This is a genomic window from Leptothoe sp. PORK10 BA2 (assembly GCF_034932105.1).
In the GTDB taxonomy this organism is placed as follows: domain Bacteria; phylum Cyanobacteriota; class Cyanobacteriia; order Phormidesmidales; family Phormidesmidaceae; genus Leptothoe.
Map to the genome: position 1 here is coordinate 55,628 of NZ_JAYGIG010000002.1, position 18,813 is coordinate 74,440.

The following is an 18,813-nucleotide window of genomic DNA, read 5'->3' on the forward strand; positions in this document are numbered from 1 at the left end:
CCTCCTGGGGAGCACGTCATCCGCCAGTGGATGACGTGCTCCCTCGATAATTGACCTCGCCGTACCCCCAACTTAATGCCATTTAGGAGAACCCAGTACGTTGGGTTCTAGGGCGGCGTGCCGACCCTAGCCATGGGGATTTGGGGAACTCGGAGGGCCCCCAAGCAACATCTTTAAACTTCCCACCCACAGTCCAAGCTACGTTTCCTAAACTATAGCCGAGGTAGCACCGTAGACTGTTCTTCAATACATCAGCATTCCAAGAGTTACCCAACCAGTTAAAAATTCTCAAGGATAAAGTACCTCAATCATCAGCACTCGCTGAACAATGGCAAAGCTTTGGTGATGAACTTGAAACAATTTATCTCAAGGCCTTAGAACTAACTGTTGAAGATATCTCATTATTAGAAGATGAATGGAATTGGTTAAGTGATTATCTCTATGCCAACGACCTCTTGCTCCGCTGCCAACGTTCATCTATCGGCATTTCACGCAAAGCTTGGGAAACCCTCAAAGAACGGCTGTTAACGGTTGACTAACTTCACTGCCCCAACCGCTTCCGCACCCCGCACACCTGCCCCAACTGCTTCATCCTCATCCCAGCCACCAGAGTCGTACCCCCAAAGCTCTACAGGCTCTTATTGCGCGTAACCATCTCAGGAAACCGCACAATGCTAAACGCCATCAAACCGGCCACCACAATCGGCATCACCACCCCATTATGCGGTATTGTCACCGCCATTCGCCGAAGCAAAGCCACCATGGCCAACATCCGCCAACACCTGTTCTTTGTCTTTATCTACGACATTATTGACATTCCTGTTGCTGCCGGTATCCTCTATCCCCTATTTGGCTGACTGCTAAACCCCATGATTGCCGGGGCGGCCATGGCCTTTAGTTCTGTGTCTGTAGTCACCAATATACTACGGCTGAAAAAATTTAACCCCAAGGGGGCACAAGCATGAACCCCAGACAGTATCTACTAAGCAGCCTGTTTATCCTGAGCCTTGTTGTCACCATGGCCACCACTGCAACCGCCCATGCATGAAACTTTGTAAGCATTCAGGGGGTCTGAGTTGTGAGATATATCAATCAACATTGGATCTGCTAGAGTAAACGCATGCAAAACAAGGCTCTCCCATCGATTTCCGAGGTCAGCAAAGCGGATGGGGAAAAGACACCGGCCAGCGTAAAGGCGTTGGTCCTCAGTCTGGTGTCAAGAGTCGAGAATGAAGTACGCAAAGAAAAGCTGCAGCGCAATATCCAGAACTCATCCCAGCCGCCATCCGAGGACAAACCAAAGGGATTTAAGGCGAAGAAACCTCGCAGTCGTCGGCCGCGAGGGGGGCAACCGGGACAGGCAGGGAACGCCCCCAAGCTATATCCACCCGAAGCACGTGAACACATCGAAAACTATTATCCAAGCCAATGACATCACTATTATCCAAGCCAATAACATCACTTAAGTCAAAGCAATTTTTGCTTCCTAAACTTCCGTGGCTGATGCTGGTGGGCGGTATGGTGTTCACCCTGGGGTTGCAGCTCTATGCCCGGAACGGGGTGTTTTTTAGTGGCGATGGTGGCCTTAAGGCTTTGCTAACCCAGCAGTTTGCCACAGGCGACTGGCATTTTGCTCTGCGTCTGTCCGCGCCGGATTGGGTGGTTGGGCTATGGCAGCAGGGGCTATACCCCTTTACGCCACCCTATGTCTATGAACGCGCCGGACAGCACTTTATTACCTTTCCGTTTCCATTTTCAGCACTGACGGCTCCTTTTTATAGGGTTCTAGGCTACAAAGGTCTCTATGTTGTTCCTTTACTGGCCCTATGGCTGATCTGGATTCGCTTTGTTCAGATTGGCGAACAGCTGAGGTGGAGAGCCGATGTCCTGGCCATCTCCTTGGGGGTAGTTATTTTTGCCTCTCCCCTGACGCTATATGGAGCGATGTACTGGGAGCATACCTTAGCCGTTTGTCTAGTTTTTTGGGGCATGACGTTGGTGCTCTGGCCAGGGGATACTACAGTCTCTGGCCCCCAGGCCCTGGTCGCTGGCAGTCTGCTGGGTCTTGCCGTTTGGTTTCGGTCTGAATTGATCTGTCTGGCGGCCATTATAGTGGGGCTGACATTCTTACAGTGGATTAGCCGCCGGGCTTGGCTGCCGACGCTCCATGGCAAAGCTCACCTGTTTATGGCCGGGATTTTGGTGACCATTGCGGTCTTTTTTGGACTAAATCACATCATTTATGGTCACTTTTTAGGCATCCATGCGCTGCAGGTGGTTGAGGAATCGTCCATTAGCCAGCAAATATCCCAGGCGGTGGCTAACTATAAGCAGTTGCTGAATGCTCTGCTTCAATACTTTCCATTTACTCTGTGGGTGCTGGCGATGACGGTTTTAGCGGGCCCAGGGGAATGGCGGGAGTCTCGGCAGCAGATTATTACCACCTGGCTAATTCTGCTGCTGTTTGTCCTGGCTGTGCCGTTGATTATTCCGCCGGGGGCTGGCGGCAAACAATGGGGAGCGCGGTTTTATTTGATGATAATCCCGATGCTGGCCCTGATTGGCGGCATCTATATGAATGACCTGCTGAAGCAAAGGGGCGGTTGGAAACGATATTTCATCCTCGGTAGCATGGCGGTAGCATTTGTAGCAGGGGCCGAGCTCAATGTGTACCACGGTACAATGACCAGCTATCGCGATAGCGACACCAACTCCACCTCCCTGCGATATAACTACGCACCGATTGCGCCTGCGATCGCAGCCATCAATCAGCATTCAAGCCCGTATATTGCCATGTCCCATCAGTTTGTCGCCCAGCAGCTATGGGCCGCAACCCCGGACAAGCTATTCTTTTTAACGGAATCAACGGCGGATGTTTACACATTAGCCGATGGTTTATATCAACAAGGACATGAACAGTTCCTGTACATTTGCTATCCCCACCGGCCCTGTCCCACACCGGCAGAATCGAACCCATCAGTATCAGCGGCAGACACACCGTTGCAGCTGCAATTTTCCGACATTGGCACCTTTGGTAAGTATCCCCTGTATGACGTCACCATCTCCCAATTGGTAACCGCCCCTGGAACTTGAAAACGGTTAGCATCTCAACGAAGTTAATAGGGTTTCAGGCGTTGGACAACCTGCGGTTTAGCGATCAAAATCGCTGAAACGACCAAAACTCGTTAAATATTTAGGACGGTTAACCCAATTGTTAGCCAGTGGTTAGCACCCTCAGGCTGCTCAGAAGGTTGTTTCCAAGGAATATCAGCCGCTCTTCGCCCCTGCTGTCTCCGTGAATACACTTAGCTGTCCAGGAACTTTATGTTGTCAAAACAAGTATAGTTTTTCTATGAAGAGCCTTTGTCTTTGTATGCCACACCCAAGGCTTCGTGCCATTATGTCACCAGTATATTCCAGTAAAAATCTGCAGTATCAGGTTTTACATTACTGCCTTTAACAGGCTGTGCTGGTCTCTTAATCGGTGTATAAATCGAGCGGTGTATAAATCGAGGTGATTGGTTCAAAGCAGACTAACAATTTGTTGTCTAGGACACAGTTTTCTTTAGATTTTAGTTATTCTTTAATTTTTATTAGGAGCTTTGCTACATTTTATGTTTCAGCTCCCTTCGTCCCCCAGGTTTTCCACCCTTGTTGATTTACTGCGCCATCGGGCCCAAGAGGAACCAATTTGTTATCTAGGGCACAGTTTTCTTTAGATTTTAGTTGTTATTTAATTTCTATCAGGAGCTCTGCTACATTTTATGTCTCAGCTCTCTTCGTCCCCCAAGTTTTCCACCCTTGTTGATTTACTGCGCCATCGGGCCCAGGAGCAACCCGATCAGCTCGGCTACCAGTTTTTAGAGGATGGTAAAACCGAGGCTGCTCGCTACACCTATCAACAGCTTGACCAGCAGGCAAGGGCGATTGCTGCCCGGTTGCAGCAGGCAAATACTACAGGGGAGAGAGCCCTGTTGCTGTATCCCCAGGGTGTGGAAGTGGTGGCGGCCTTTTGCGGCTGTTTGTATGCCGGGGTGATTGCGATTCCGGTGCCGCCGCCGGATGCTGGGCGGATGAAGCGAGCCCTACCGAGGCTGCTGGAAATTGTCAAAGATGCCGACGCGACCTTAGTCTTGAGCAATCAGCGGATTATTGATTTGCTCAAAACCAATGAAGATGTTGTTGCATCTCAGTTTGAGCAAATGACCTGGCTCAATACTGAAGCGGTGGACTTAGCCCTGGCCGACCAGTGGCAGAACCCCCAGGTTGACCAGAATGCCCTGGCCTATTTGCAATACACCTCAGGATCAACGTCAGTGCCCAAAGGGGTGATGCTCAGCCACTACAACCTGATGCACCATTCCGACTATTTGCAGCGGGCCTGTGGCTATACCCCGGATGGGGCAACGGTCACCTGGATGCCCTATTTTCATGACTATGGTTTGGTGGAGGGGGTAATTCAGCCGCTATACACTGGGGTGCCCTGCTATGTGATGTCTCCCCTGGCCTTTGTTAAACGGCCCCAGCGATGGCTGGAGGCTATTTCTAAATACCGGGCCACCCACAGTCAGGCCCCTAACTTTGCCTATGACCAATGCGTGCGGCGGGTAAAGCCAGCCAAGCGTGAAGGCTTAGACCTGAGCTGTTGGCGGGCGGCGGGCAATGCCGCAGAGCCGATTAACCCTCGGGTGATGCGTGAGTTTGCCGAGGCCTATGCCCCCCATGGTTTTAGGTGGACCACCTTTGCCCCCGCCTATGGTCTGGCGGAAGCGACGCTGCTGGTGTCTAGTAAAGCCGTGGGCACCGAACCGGTGATTACCTCCCTGGATGCGGCTGAGCTGGAGCGGGGTCGGGTAACTCCTGCGCTGGAGGATGTTCTGCAGCGCGACCTGGTGAGCTGTGGTCAGCTGGTATGTGAGACTGAGGTGGTGATTGCCAACCCGGATACCCTGGCTCGCTGCGCTGCCCATGGGGTCGGTGAGGTTTGGGTGGCAGACCCGGGGGTGGCGGCTGGCTACTGGCAGCGGTCTGAGGCTACCGAGGAAACCTTTCAAGCCAGACTTAAGGACGAGCCCCAGGCGGGTCCCTACATGCGCACAGGGGACCTGGGTTTTATGCAGGCGGGCGAGCTGTATATCACTGGCCGCATCAAGGACCTGATTATTATTCGTGGCACTAACCATTATCCCCAGGACATTGAATGGACCGTACAGCATCTGCATCCGGCCCTTCGCCCTGACTATGGTGCGGCCTTTTCGATTATTGATGAGGGCGAGGAGAAACTGGTGGTGGTGCAGGAGGTGGAGCGATCGCATCAGCTTACCCTGGCGGCGGATGAGATTTTGGCGGACATCCGCCAGGGGATTTCGGAAGGCCATGAACTCCAGGTCAGCGCGATCGCATTGGTGAAATCCGGCAATGTGCTCAAAACCTCCAGTGGTAAAATCCAGCGGCGGGCCTGCCGCCAAAACTTTTTGGCCGGTAAGCTGGAGATTATCGCTGAGTGGAGCGAACGTCCCCAGCTATCTGGCAGTATGGGAGATTTTAAGACCGACCTGGATACCCCGGAACGTCCGGTGCAAGTGGCTTCCTATTAACAGCTGCGGCTAGCGTGGCCCATCACACTTTAAATTTTTAGGCCTATGAAACCTCTTAAACAGTATCAAGTGGCGGCAGCTCTAGAGCGCGATTTAGGTAGCCCGTTTGTGGCTAAAAATCCACTTTCCTTTGAGCAAACAGCGGCCCTGGATGAGCAGGAAGTCTTTCCTGACGCTGAGGTCAAGTGGCTTTATGACTGGGGCTTGCAGCACTATTATGTACCCACCGAAAACGGCGGTAAGTTTACCTCATTTGAGGAATTTGTCGCCTTTGTGCGGGTTCTTTCCCGTCGCGATTTGAATATTGCGATCGCATTTACCACCATGTTTTGGTCCTTTCTCACCTGGATGGCCGGCACCGACCAGCAAAAGCAAAAGCTGGCCCGGTTTATGCAGGAAGAGTACGGCACCATGTGTCTGGCCTATTCGGAACGGGACCACGGCAGCGACCTAGTGGGCGGCAGCGTTGTCGCCAAAAAAGTACCCGGCGGCTATCGCCTCACCGGAGAGAAGTGGCCGATCAACCGAGCCACCCGCTCAGGCATCACCTTTGTCCTGGCCCGCACCGATGAAGCTGGCGGCAACCGAGGCCTGTCCCTATTTATGGTGGATAAACAGGAGATTGACCCCGCTAGCTTTGGCAACAATCCCAAAATTAAGACCCACGGCATTCGCGGTGCCGACATGAGCGGCATTTATTTTGAGGACTGTTTTGTGCCCGATGACATGCTGTTGGGTAAAGAAGGCCAGGGTTTGGAGCTGGCCCTCAAGGGATTTCAAATTACCCGTGCCCTGTGTGCCGCCTTCTCCCAGGGGTCTGCCGACACCTGTTTGCGCACCACGCTCAATTTTGCCCTCAGCCGCAAAATCTATGGCAAGACCGTCTGGGATATGCCCCATCCCCGCCGAGTGCTGGTGAATGGCTTTCTCGATATTCTCACCTGCGACTGTGTCAATATCGCCGCCGCCCGTGGTTTCCATGTGGCCCCGCGACAGTTTAGCGTCTGGTCAGCGGTGGATAAATACTTTGTCCCCGTCACCCTGGAAAAAATGCAGCAGGACATTTCTGTAGTATTGGGGGCCAGGTTCTACATGCGGGATGAACATGATGCTGGCGTCTTTCAAAAAATGTTGCGGGACAGCTCCATCATCAGCGTATTTGACGGTAGCTCGGTGGTTAATCTGCACTCTTTGATCCTGCAGCGACGACATTTAGCCAAAGCCCGCGGCCGCCGTCAGCCCAAGGATTTAGCGGCGCTCCAGGAGCGGTTACGCAACAGCTTTAATCTGGCCACAGACCTGCCCACCTTTAACCCCAGCCAGCTGGAGCTGATCAGCCGGGGGGCCGATGATGTCATCCAGGGGCTGGAACCGGCATTGACCGCCCTGGAGTCCCTGGACCAGCCGCTGGATACGGCGGTTCTAGACTGTCTTAAACAACAGTACCAGCGGTTTCTCACCGTCCTGGATGAACAGGATGAAGCGCTGGCCCATGGCTCCTTTGAACATGGTCACGACCAGTCCTTTGAAGCCTTTGAAGCCGCTAAGCAATACTGCTATATCCACGCAGCCACCGCCTGTTTACACATGTGGCTCCACAACCGCCACCAGCTGGGAGAGTTTTTTGCCCAGGGCAAATGGCTAGTGCTGTGTGCCGAGCGACTGCTGGCCCAGCTCACCCCGGATCGGCCAGCGGTGCCGCTGGCTGATTACGAAACTGTAGCGGAGGAACTGTTACAACTGCATGCTGATGACAAAATGTTTTCAATTGTGCCTTTCCAGCTGGCTGGTGTAGCACCGGTTACCCCTCCGGTACCAGCGCTTTTGATTTGATGATCCCTGTTTTCATTGTTCTATACCTGTCAATTTTCTCTTAATTAAATCCGAATTAAATCCGATGACATCTTCTACAACCCAAAACCTGAACGCCACTTCCCCCGTTGCCGCCATTCAGTCCTGGCTGGTTAATCAGATAGCGGATGTGCTCTCCCTGGACCCCACCACGGTGGATGTAACTCAGCCCCTAACCCGTTATGGTCTGGACTCCATTGATGCGGTTACCATGGTGGCTGATTTAGAAGACTGGCTGGACATGGAATTGCCATCCACCCTGCTGTGGGACTATCCCACCATTGCCAAGGCGGCCACCTATTTAGTCAATGAGTTTGACGTTTCCCTAGGCTCCGACCAGTAGAGCCTAGGGGGGCATCGCCTTGAATTTTTCTGACTTTTCCTTTTGGTGGATCCTGCTATTGTTTTGTGTACCGTTTTTTACGGTGCGCTTTCTGGGTCAGGTTTTTAACGTCTGGCGCGGTGTTTTTGATACCCTCGGCATTGCGGTCCTGTCGCTGCTGTTGTTTTTTCATGCCAGCACCACCAGTTTTGCCGTTTTTCTAGTCCAGATCCTATTTAACTATGGGATGGTGCGGTGGATGATTAGCCGCCCAGCCAAACAGGAACGGCTGATTGCCACCCTGCTGATCATTTTTGATGTGGGGGTGCTGGTCTATTTTAAGTATCTAACGTTCTTTGTTGAGGATCTCCTGGGGCTGGCGGTGACGGTGCCCGACAACTGGCGATCGCAGTTTCCCCTGCCAGTATTTGGCGGCATTCCACCGGGGGTATCGTTTTACACCTTTCAAATGGTGGCCTTTGTGGTCGACTCCCTCAAGGCCCGGCGTAACAAGTCCATCGCCTTTATGGACTATGTTAACTTTGTGTCCTTTTTCCCACAGATTGTGGCGGGTCCCATTGAGCGCCGGTCGGACCTGCTGCCACAGATCTCTAACTTTAGATTTAAATTTACCGCAGAGAACTGGGACTGGGGCCTACGCTGGCTCTCCCTGGGGCTGTTTATGAAATTTGTCTTGGCGGACAACATTGCCCCCTATATTGATTTGCAGGAAGCGGGAAATGCCTGGCTGGTGTGGTTTTATGCCTTTCTGTTTACCCTGCGGATTTACTTTGACTTTGCTGGCTACAGCTTTATGGCGGTCGGCCTTGCCCGCGTACTTGGGGTCAGGCTCACCATTAATTTTTTAGCCCCCTACACCTCCCAGAGCATTAATGAGTTCTGGCGTCGCTGGCATGTGTCTTTGAGTACCTGGTTTCGGGACTATGTGTTTCTGCCCCTGATGGGGTCTCGTAAAACTTGGGCTCCGGCGTTTTTGTTTGCCACCTTTACCCTGTCCGGCTTTTGGCATGGGGCCTCCTGGAACTTTATTCTCTGGGGGGTCTACCACGGGGCGCTGTTGCTGCTGCTGCGCTATGCGGGGCGGCCCTTCCAGCGGGCCATTGGCCAGTATGTCAAACGGCCTCAGCTGATTTCCTGGGCCTTAACCTTTGGTTCGGTGGTGCTGGGTTGTTTATTTTTTATGGAGCTAAACACCACCCGTCTGGTGACAAAGTTGCTGACCCTGGTCACCCCCTGGTCCTATTCCCTGGCAAATCTCGGCAGTGCCTTTAGTCAGTACAGCCTAAATGAGGGTCTGGCCTTGGGACTGACGCTGCTACTGGCGAGCGGATTTTTACTGGTGGAGCACATTGCCGTCTGGCAGGAGCGCTCTCTGGAATATGAGCTGTTTTTGATTCCCTGGGTGTCTAAGGCACTGCTGGTCTGTACGATTTTGTTTGCGGCCAATATTCCATCTGAATTTATCTATTTTGAGTTTTAAACCGCTGGAGGGGGAGTCGGCCATGGCATGGCGAAAACTATGGAGCTGGGCTGCGATCGCAGGGTTGGCCTGGGGGGCTGGCACCCTGTATAACGTCTACGGTGGTGGCGAAACCACCTGGCTACGTTCTCTATACCAGCGGAAAGTGGCCCTGGCCCAAACCATCGAGTCGCCTAAGTTGATTGTGACCGGTGGCTCGGGGGCGCACTATACGATCAATTCCGAGGTCCTAGCCGCAGAGCTGGGGCTGCCGGTGATCAACCTGGGGATTGACGGTCCGGTGGGTCTAAACCTGATTTTGCCCAGCGTACTACCCCAGGTGAAACCGGGGGACACGGTGCTATTGATTCCCGAATATTTGCTGTTGGAGCATGAACAGGGACTGGGAGACCGCTCCGGTGCCTTTGCCCTGGCCACAGGACAGCCTCTAGCAGGAAACCTGTCGCCCCAACAGCTGGCCCAAAATGTGCTGATGTTGGGGGTGCCGTCGCTGCGGGCCATGGTCAAGTCCGCCAATGATATAGCCACCCTGGGTCGCGTCACCGGCTACTACGACGATCCGCTCACCGAGCAAGGGGACCCCACGGTCACCAAGGAACGCACGGGCCAATGGTGGCAGATGACAATCAAACAACCAGCCACCCCCTATGCGCTGGAGCGCATCGCCGCATTTCGCCAGGAGGTGGAAGCCCAGGGAGGAACGTTGTTGCTAGCGCTGCCCTGGATCTATGGCGACACCAGCGATCCAGCCACCCAGTCCAATATTGAGGCCACGACCCAGGCACTATCGGCCATTGCCCCCCTGCTGTATGATGCCGAGACCTTGAACATCCAGAACGATTCCGGTCTGTTTGCTGATACCCATTACCATCTCACCCCCGAGGCCCGCCGGTTGCGATCGCAAATCCTGGCCCAAGAGCTGCAGCCGCTGCTATCCAACTAATCCCTTTGCCCTTTTTGACCCGTTGTGCCATGGCTATCCCCATTCCCCGCCTCGGATTTTTGGAAAAACGCTATGGCCTCGACCTCAGGTCACTGGCCTTACTGCGCATGGGTCTGGCGCTGGTGATTTTAGCCGATCTGTTCACCCGCATGGGGGATTTAATCCCCCACTACACCGATGTCGGGGTGCTGCCCCGCCAGGCCGCCGCTGAGCTTTTACCAGACGGATACTGGTCACTGCATCTGATCAGCGGTCACCCCTGGGTGCAGGCAGGGTTATTTGCGATCGCCATCGCCATCGCCCTGGCGCTGCTGGTAGGCTACAAAACCCGGCTGGCGACCATCGCCTCCTGGGCCATGCTAGTCTCGCTTCACAACCGTAATCCGGTCCTGATTTTTGCCGCTGACGATGTGCTGCGGGCCGTCATGTTCTGGGCTATGTTTCTCCCCCTGGGGGCGCAATATTCCATCGACAGCGCCCTCAATTCGGCCCGGTTGCCCAAGCGCTTCTTTGGCGTCGCCACCATCGCCCTGATGGTGCAGCAGTGCTACATCTACATGTTTTCCGCCTTCTTTAAAACCACCAGTTCCACCTGGTGGCCCGAGGGCAGCGCCGTCTACTACTCCCTCAGCTTTGACCAGTATGTCACCCCGTTGGGGGCCTGGCTATTAAACCTGGGGGCGCTACTGCCCATCTTCACCTTGTTTACCCTGGTGCTGGAATGGGTCGGTCCCCTATTTCTATTTGTGCCGATCCGCACCGACCTGTTTCGCAACCTTGCCATTGTCACCTTTATTTTGCTGCACCTGGGGTTTGGGCTAACGCTCAATCTTGGTATTTTTCCCGTCCTGAGCGTCGTCACCTGGCTAGCCTTTATTCCCACCTCCACCTGGGAGGGCTGGACCAAGCGTTTTTATGGACGGGAACAGGACGGGCTGGTGATTTACTATGATGCCGACTGTGGCTTTTGCAAAAAGGTGGTGCACCTGATTCGCACCCTGGTGCTGCTGCCAGCGACCCCTTTGCGCACCACCCAGAGCGACCCAGATATCTATGCCGCCATGGAGCGCTACAACTCCTGGGTGGTGGTGGACTGGCAGGGGCAGCAGCACTACAAATTTGAAGCAATCGCCTATGTGTGCAGCGTTTCGCCCGGGTTTCGGATATTTGAACCGCTGCTGCGGTGGTCGCCACTCATGGCCGCTGGCAATCGGGTTTACGAAGCGATCGCCAACAACCGGCGTCGGGCCGGTCTGTTCACCCGCCCCTTCAAATTCAAATCCTTCTCCGTGGGGCCTTCCTGGTTAAACAACGGGCTGGCCGCCATCCTGCTGCTGCTGATCTCCCTCTGGAATCTGCGCAGCATCACCCATCACCACGCCTTTGTCGATAGCCCCAATCCAGCTATCCAGACACTGCGACGGATCACCCATAGCCGCACCGCCAATCGGCTACAGCTGCCGATGCAGGCGGCCCGGTTAGACCAGTCCTGGAGCATTTTCTCCCCTGGCCCTCCCCGTGATGACGGCTGGCATGGAGTCACGGGTACCCTGACCGATGGCAGTCCCATCAACCTGCTCCAGCCCGATCGGCCGATTGCCACCGATAAGCCCACCCTGGCCCAGCGCCAGGCGATTTACAAAAATCTGCAGTGGCGCACCTATTTTATTAATCTCAACCGTTCCGGGGGTGAAAAGCTCTACCCCCACTATGGCGACTATGTCTGCCGCCGCTGGAATCAGCGCCACACAGACGGGCAGCGGCTCAATAGCATCAGCGTTTCCTTTACCCAGGAACCCACCGTTCCCCCCGGAGAGCAACAAACCACCACCGTCACCCAACCCTGGAGTCAATCCTGTCCTCAATAGGCCAAGCACTACCCTTTGCCATGAACCACATGCCCAACTCCAGCAGAGCCAGGAGATCTCCCTAGACACCGATCGTCTGGCCCCAGTTCCAACTCAGTCTGTTTGGCTAAAATGAGGGCATAGAGTTTGGAGGTCACAGCAGATGGCCAAACGTAAGCAACGAGGAATCGCCGGGGATAAAACGATCTGCCTACCGATAGCCGAGGGGATTGATTATGAGCAATTGGTCGAGGACCGCGAGGTCTACCGTGAGTATCTAGACAACCAGATAGCATCCCATCCAGAACTCTTTCCCGAAGGCATCGAGGAGGGGTATCGATTTCATGGATGGGTGACGTCGTCTCGGCAACACGTAAAGACTCGTCGGATCTATTTGCCCCATATGGAAACGGCCTATCAGCTCCGCCCGGATTTCGTCACCCCCTACATGAGTGAGACGGCTGAGGTGGCGGGTAAAGCCTTGTACTTGAGAAAACATGGCATCTCCTATGATGGCATTGCCTATATCTTGGGGCGCTCAGAAATGCATTGGTACCGCTTGTGTCAATCACTTGAACGTGCATCCATCGTTGGTAGTACTCCAAAAACAGAGGCGACTCTCCCCCTGTAAGTGTCTATTGCCATGAACAACAGGCTCTCTCTTGAGAAGCCAGCAGGATCCATATGATCAAAATACCTTTGTTGCTCCCTGTTGTACCGCCGCCTATCGCAGTAGTTTTCAACAGTTCTCCGATGTCACCATTACCGATTTTGACAATGACCAAATACAGCAATTTATCCAGCGCTGGTTTAACTCCAAGCTAGACCAAGAAGCTGACAGCGCTAACGAGTATTGGCAACTGCTACAACAACCCGAAAACAAAGCCGCCAAAGAGCTTGCCCAGACTCCTCTACTGCTCACATTTCTGTACTTAATTTACGAACGTGAGCAAACACTACCCAACCGACGTAGCCCCCTCTATGGACGAGCCTTAAATATCCTATCGGCCACTACAATCGGCATCACCACCCCATTATGCTGCAGACTTGCTGACCGATTCAGCTCCAACCGCTCATTGCGCAATACCTCCGCACCCGCATCAGATGCCGCCCCGCTGCGGATAATGCCTGAATCAACCAGTCCCCAATAAATTCGCTAAGCTGTAGACAGTGACTGTTTTGTGCCCAGGGTTGAATCAAAAACAAATTTGCGCTGCCCATAGCCGTTGTACATTAAAAATTTCATGGGCGAAAGCTTATTTCTGGGTGTAAGGATGAGGTTGTGATTTGGTAAAAATGCTATTTAAGCAGAGACCCCTAGCCTGGATTATGGGCGGTTTGGTCCTGAGTCTGCTTGGCATTGGGGCGGTGGTTGCGGTCAGTCGTTCCCGTGACAATGGCTATGATGTGACCGCCTTAACCGTACCGGTGGAGTCTAAGGAAGTTACGGTAAGGATCAATGCCAGTGGTGAGGTTGAAGCATTTAACACGGTCAATCTGAGCCCCAAAAACGCAGGCATTGTGGCTGAATTATTGGTAGAACAGGGGGATAAGGTAGAACAGGGGCAAGTGGTGGCCCGGATGGACATGGATGATCTGAACGCCCAGCTGCGCCAAAACCAGGCAAATTTGGTGGAGGCACAGGCCCAGCTCCAGGATCTACAACAGGGTACGGATCGGCCACAGCTAGCCCAGTCAGAAGCCAACCTGGAGGCGGTAAAAGCCCAGGTAGTGGAAGCGGAGGCCAACCTGAGGTTGGTGGAAAGCGATTTGGATCGCGATCGCAACCTCTACACCCAAGGCGCAATTTCTGAACGAGAACTCGACAACAGCCAAAACGCCGTCGACAGCGCTATCGCCAATGTCAACCAACTCAGGGCACGCCTCAACGAAGCCCAACAACGCCTCAGCGATCTAGAAGACGACCCAGACCCAGAAGATATCACCCAGGCCAATGCCCGCATAGAGCGTGCCCTTGGCCAAATTTCAGCCATCGAAACCCGCATTGACAACACCATTATTCGAGCCCCCTTCGCCGGCATTGTCACCCAAAAATTTGCCGCAGTCGGGGCCTTTGTTACCCCCACCACCTCAGCATCAGAGGCTGCATCCGCCACCTCTAGCGCCATTGTCTCCATTGCCAATGGTTTAGAAGTGATCGCCGAAGTCCCCGAAGCCGACTTGGGCCAAATCCAAATCAACCAAGCAGCCGAAATTGTATCCACCGCCTATCCAGAAAACATCTTTACCGGCAAAGTGCGGTTAATCGCTCCCGAAGCCATTGAGCGCCAAAACGTTACCATCTTCCAAGTCAAAATAGAGCTAGAGACCGGCCTAGACCAACTCCGCTCCAACATGAATGTGGACGTTGCCTTCCTCGGCAATCGCCTGAGCGATGCCCTAGTGGTGCCAGCCGTCGCCGTGGTCACCCAGGGCGGAGAAACCGGTGTGCTAGTCCCCGATGAAAACGACAAAAGTATTCGCTTTCGGCCCGTCACCCTAGGTCCCCAAGTGGGCGAACAAATTCAAATTTTAGACGGTGTCACATCAGAGGACCGGGTGTTTATCGACTTACCCCCCGGCCAGACCCTGGATAATCTACGCTTTAACCGCGATGAGGAAAACTAGGCCGCCCCAGCCACACCCAGTTAGCCATAACAAACAAGAAAACAAACAACAAACAAATAAAAAAAAGGAGCAAAGACGCCTTGAGAGCGCTCTTTACCCCTAACTGTCACAGCAAAACTTAAAAACTTAACGGGCCTCCTAGACGGAGGCCTTAGTTCGATTAGCAGCAGTCAGTACCACAGTCTGTCGCGTCAGGTCTGAACTTATGCCACAGGAACAACACCAGACTGGCAAATAAAGCCTTACGCTGCGTTCTCATTGCTTGCATGGATGCTAGAACGGTCATAGTGAAGTCCTCCTGATATAGGGTGGATATACTTAACTCAGACGGTTGACCAGTAAATTGGCACGGCCATCAGTTTTTGGGTAGCTCAATCACGATAGTGCGGGTATTGTCTTTCTTTTCCTTTTTCTTGGGCTTAGTAGTTGAAGCTTCTGAAACCACGAAGAAGATGAAGCAAACTAGAAAGAAGGGTAGAAAAGGCATTTCACGAGCTCCAAGGGAAGAGAGTAGTATGAAACAGAGAAATGACAACTAAACACTGTCTGCCGGTAGGCGCTCCAGATGAAACTCAGCTAAACCACATAAAAAATTCAGCTGATTCACTGTTTCCTTACCCAACAATCACAGAATAGCGAAGGCTTCCTAGCAATACAATTTCCTTTTCTGTAGATCCGTGATCTCTTTTGTTTAGGTCGTTGCTATCTTCTCTGCAAAGGCCTTGCTACTTTTGTACAAAGTTAGGCAACTTTTACTAAAAAACGCCGTGATTCCAAGGGGAATCACGGCGTATGTGTGATTTAAATCATTTCCACTCAGGCAATATCAACGAGTAGAGTTGCTTGTCCTACCAGTGGTCCGATTAGGATCCGCTGGTGGTGGTTCAAACGTCGCATTGGCAGCACTGCCGATCATAGAAATAATAGGTAGTGAAATTAATGCAGCTATCACTAAATTTAGCCATAGTTGCTTTGTCCCTTGTAATGTTGCTATGTTAATCACCTCCTTTTTTTGCTATCAAGTGACCCTAATTAATACCCATTTCCTAGCAATTAATCAGGGTTAAAATACAAGAATAAATATATTTCTTTTAGTTCCCACTCAAGGCCTGAATTCAAAATTTTATTATGTTCATTTTCAGCCATCTTAAGTGGACATGGGGAACGTTAATTGACACAATAATCCCTTAGGTTTGTTGGGTCTACGTATAAATTTTCCTCGGGTTAGTTTTTCTATTTCTCTACCTATGCGCGTACCTTCTCCAGTCTCTGTTTCATGGTTAATCAAACCAGGACCATTGTCAGCCACAGTCAACTCATAGTGATCATTTTTGATTTTCCCAGTTACCACCAATCGTGTAGCCCCAGAAGCATGTTTTCCAACATTTCCTAGGGCTTCTTCTAGAAATCTACATAGTTTACGTTTGACTTCAATGGTGAGCATTTCCGAGTCAATGGGATCAAATGCAATGATTGTGAATTTAAGCTTTGAAAACCCGAGCAAAGGTCGCGATAGCATAGCATCATAAACCTCTTGAAATAGTTCTTGAAGAGGAATATCCAAACCAAACTTAGTGCCGGCATAGCTAACATCAAGGCTATCTTTTTGCTCAGTAGCATCCTGTTTAATAGAGTCACCGATGTAACGAATTTCGCGGTTCAAATCTTCTAGGCTAAGACAAATATCGGACAGTCCAATTGTTTCGTCACGGGTTTGTCTCAACAGGTTGGCTAGGGTTTGCAAAGGCCCGTTATGGATGGAGTCAAATACATTTTCAATGGTTCTATGACGCTCCAAGGAAAGCTTTTCAGATAGGTGACGTTCCTTTTCAAGAGCAACATTTCGCTGCTCGATCAATCCAGTCCAACGCCGCTCATTCTGGGCATAGTTGATGTAAATAAGACCATTGGCAATGACTGATGCAAGGGTGGCCGCTATGGGTAACCAGAGACCTATTTGCAGTAATAGAATGTAACTCAGTAAAATACTTGAAATTGTAATAATCGATAATCGAGCAAAGCCACTGATGACGTCCTTTGAAAATCTACTGGCGGCAATACTCAGGGTTGAGAAAGATAATAAGAATAAATATTGTGCTGCCAGATTTGTCCAGATCAACGGTTGTTTATGTTCTATCGCTTTAATCAGATGACTGATGATGTGAGATTGAACCTCAACACCGCTCACTAATTGGGAATTATCGAAGACACTATTAAAGATGGTCAGAGGGGTCTTGAATTCCTTAGGAGAACCTACCAGACTGACTATAACAACCCGATCCTTGATCAGCTGATCTGACTGGCCTTGAGCGTTAACTAAATCAGCCGCACTAATAACGTCAAAAGGTTCTACTTGTCCTGGATAGTTAATCAGAGTCTGGATATCAAATATTTCATCGCTACCATATCCATATTCAGGTTTAATTCTGGGGATCTCAACCTCACCGAAACTCATAGTTTCTGGATCTTGAATCCCATTATCTAATTCGATTGGTTTACCATCAGAATTAGTGCTCTTGAAGTAGCTTTGGACTACCTGAATGGCAAAGGAATTTTTATACTCTTCTACATTTTTATAAGCCCCTAAAAGGGCACGCCGGGCAGTACCATCTCGATCAATTACCAAGTCATTAAATCCAACCTGTTGTGCTATTTGGGTTGTGGATAGACCTGGCAGCGGCTCGGCTGGATTCGCTAGAATGGCCTCAACTGTAATTAGGTTTGGGTGATTGCTGATAGTAGGTAACAGTTGGTCTGTAAACTCTCCCGTAATTCGGTAAGACACAATATCTGTGCCCACTACGGCAGGATCACTTTTGAAAATGTTGTCTAAGATTTGTGCCAATGAACTGGCATCAATGGTGTAACCTTTCTCTTCAGACCCTGTAGCGTAGCTGGGGCCAATCTCAACGATGGTGATGGGTTTGTCAGGTGTTTCAAAGGATGGGTGAGTGGCAAATTGACGATCTAGGGCCATGAGTTCTAGGACATGAAATGCCCCTAAGGAACGGGCTCCTAAAATCGATGCAACGATGCCAAACCCCCAAAGACCAGTTTTGAGTCTCTCTAAGAGTTTTTCCCAGCGGCGTTGCTCCTCCATTAGTCCAGTAGCCCTCGCTCACGGGCGCGGATCTCGGTGAGGCTGCGGAGGTTTTTGCCTTCTTTTTTATCTACTTCAGGGTCTATTTCTAGAACATCGTAGAGTTTGTTCCAATAGTGACGAATGGTACTGGGCTGTACATTTAACTCTTGGGCAATGGCTTTGTCCTGGAGTCCTTCATGGAAGGCGAAGGTTAACACATCTAACCACTCGGGTTTGAGTTCGATGCCAGCCTGGAGCGTTTGGATCCCTCTGGTGTGGCTAAACCCTTTCAGAGCACCGTCAATGCGCTGAAAAATGTCTTGGCTGGACATACTTTTATCGACAATGGTAAAGCCGCCCTGGTGGCTGTCGATTTCTGAGCGGACCCTGACCAAAGCTTTAATGTAGGTACTTTGTACGGCGATATTTTGATTGGGGTAGTGTTTCATCACCTTCCTCAGCAGTTCGATGCCGGTTTCCACTTTGGCGTCTTGTTGATAAGCCTCAGGGATGGAGAGGTCTAGAATCGCCAAACTAAGGTGATGATTGGCCAGTTGCTCTAGGGCTTCCTGAGCTGTTTTGGCGGTGACGATTTCGTAGGTGGGGTAATGCTCACGCAGAATACCGATGGTGCCGCTCAGGACAACCTGGTGATCATCAACAATCAGGATTTTGCCGGTGGATGCTTCTTTGGTGGTGGGGCCCATGGTTCATGTTCACTATTTATGGCTGCTGTTGATGCTAAAGCGTTAACGGCCATCGGTTGCCCCCAACTTTTGACCGGTCAATGTGGATGAGACGGCTCAAGCTGGATCAGAATCTCGTTGACATCGAATACAAAGCGCTTAAAAGTTTAAGTGCCTTATTTAGCGATGTTTATACTGTAATTTTTGATACGTATTTTCAACAATAATCAAAGCCTGCAAATAGTTTCATGAAAAATGCGATCGCACTTGTAGAAAACTACAAAGACAGCAGACATTACGAATCTTGAAGCGGTTGGGTCGGGCTACGGTTGAAATGGCTACCCGATGCTCACCAT

Annotated in this window: 14 protein-coding genes and 2 pseudogenes; 13 read left to right on the top strand and 3 right to left on the bottom strand. The window is 51.5% G+C overall.

Features of this window, described 5'->3' with window-relative positions; all coding sequences use genetic code 11:
* The first annotated feature begins 236 nt into the window (after window positions 1–236).
* From VB741_RS26210 to VB741_RS01145, 13 genes and pseudogenes are all read left to right on the top strand, one after another.
* Window positions 237–539 carry an NACHT C-terminal helical domain 2-containing protein gene (locus tag VB741_RS26210; protein ID WP_442786265.1) on the top strand — a complete coding sequence of 101 codons (303 nt, stop codon included), beginning with the start codon at window positions 237–239 and terminating at the stop codon, window positions 537–539.
* Window positions 540–707: 168 nt separating this feature from the next.
* A pseudogene (locus tag VB741_RS26215) lies at window positions 708–965 on the top strand (cation-transporting ATPase PacS); the annotation flags it as partial.
* Between the two features lie 155 nt (window positions 966–1,120).
* Entirely contained in the window at window positions 1,121–1,432 is a 312-nt protein-coding gene (locus VB741_RS01095) for a DUF6444 domain-containing protein (protein ID WP_323363286.1), read from the top strand.
* Window positions 1,433–1,479: 47 nt separating this feature from the next.
* Complete coding sequence (locus tag VB741_RS01100; protein WP_323363287.1) at window positions 1,480–3,093, top strand: LA_3751/LA_3752 family putative glycosyltransferase; 1,614 nt, start codon at window positions 1,480–1,482, stop codon at window positions 3,091–3,093.
* 671 nt (window positions 3,094–3,764) lie between these two features.
* Window positions 3,765–5,597, top strand: coding sequence for a fatty acyl-AMP ligase (locus VB741_RS01105; RefSeq protein WP_323363288.1), 1,833 nt, complete (start codon window positions 3,765–3,767; stop codon window positions 5,595–5,597).
* A 45-nt stretch (window positions 5,598–5,642) separates the two neighbouring features.
* On the top strand, window positions 5,643–7,430 hold the full coding sequence (locus tag VB741_RS01110; protein WP_323363289.1) for an acyl-CoA dehydrogenase: 1,788 nt from the start codon (window positions 5,643–5,645) through the stop codon (window positions 7,428–7,430).
* An 88-nt stretch (window positions 7,431–7,518) separates the two neighbouring features.
* Window positions 7,519–7,788, top strand: a pseudogene (locus VB741_RS01115) (acyl carrier protein); the annotation flags it as partial.
* 22 nt (window positions 7,789–7,810) lie between these two features.
* Window positions 7,811–9,271, top strand: coding sequence for an MBOAT family O-acyltransferase (locus VB741_RS01120; RefSeq protein WP_323363291.1), 1,461 nt, complete (start codon window positions 7,811–7,813; stop codon window positions 9,269–9,271).
* Window positions 9,272–9,293: 22 nt separating this feature from the next.
* Window positions 9,294–10,214 carry a hypothetical protein gene (locus VB741_RS01125; RefSeq protein WP_323363292.1) on the top strand — a complete coding sequence of 307 codons (921 nt, stop codon included), beginning with the start codon at window positions 9,294–9,296 and terminating at the stop codon, window positions 10,212–10,214.
* A gap of 29 nt (window positions 10,215–10,243) precedes the next feature.
* Complete coding sequence (locus VB741_RS01130) at window positions 10,244–12,082, top strand: DCC1-like thiol-disulfide oxidoreductase family protein (protein WP_323363293.1); 1,839 nt, start codon at window positions 10,244–10,246, stop codon at window positions 12,080–12,082.
* A 142-nt stretch (window positions 12,083–12,224) separates the two neighbouring features.
* Entirely contained in the window at window positions 12,225–12,692 is a 468-nt protein-coding gene (locus VB741_RS01135) for a hypothetical protein (protein WP_323363294.1), read from the top strand.
* Between the two features lie 31 nt (window positions 12,693–12,723).
* Window positions 12,724–13,212 carry an NACHT domain-containing protein gene (locus VB741_RS01140; RefSeq protein WP_323363295.1) on the top strand — a complete coding sequence of 163 codons (489 nt, stop codon included), beginning with the start codon at window positions 12,724–12,726 and terminating at the stop codon, window positions 13,210–13,212.
* Window positions 13,213–13,390: 178 nt separating this feature from the next.
* On the top strand, window positions 13,391–14,689 hold the full coding sequence (locus VB741_RS01145) for an HlyD family secretion protein (RefSeq protein ID WP_323363296.1): 1,299 nt from the start codon (window positions 13,391–13,393) through the stop codon (window positions 14,687–14,689).
* Window positions 14,690–14,849: 160 nt separating this feature from the next.
* Here VB741_RS01145 and VB741_RS01150 read toward each other — a convergent pair whose 3' ends face one another.
* From VB741_RS01150 to VB741_RS01160, 3 genes are all read right to left on the bottom strand, one after another.
* Complete coding sequence (locus VB741_RS01150) at window positions 14,850–14,975, bottom strand: hypothetical protein (protein WP_323363297.1); 126 nt, start codon at window positions 14,973–14,975, stop codon at window positions 14,850–14,852.
* A gap of 861 nt (window positions 14,976–15,836) precedes the next feature.
* Entirely contained in the window at window positions 15,837–17,789 is a 1,953-nt protein-coding gene (locus VB741_RS01155) for a CHASE2 domain-containing protein (protein ID WP_323363298.1), read from the bottom strand.
* Window positions 17,789–18,478 carry a response regulator gene (locus VB741_RS01160; protein ID WP_323363299.1) on the bottom strand — a complete coding sequence of 230 codons (690 nt, stop codon included), beginning with the start codon at window positions 18,476–18,478 and terminating at the stop codon, window positions 17,789–17,791. The genes VB741_RS01155 and VB741_RS01160 overlap by 1 nt, the downstream gene beginning before the upstream one ends.
* Between the last annotated feature and the right edge of the window lie 335 nt (window positions 18,479–18,813).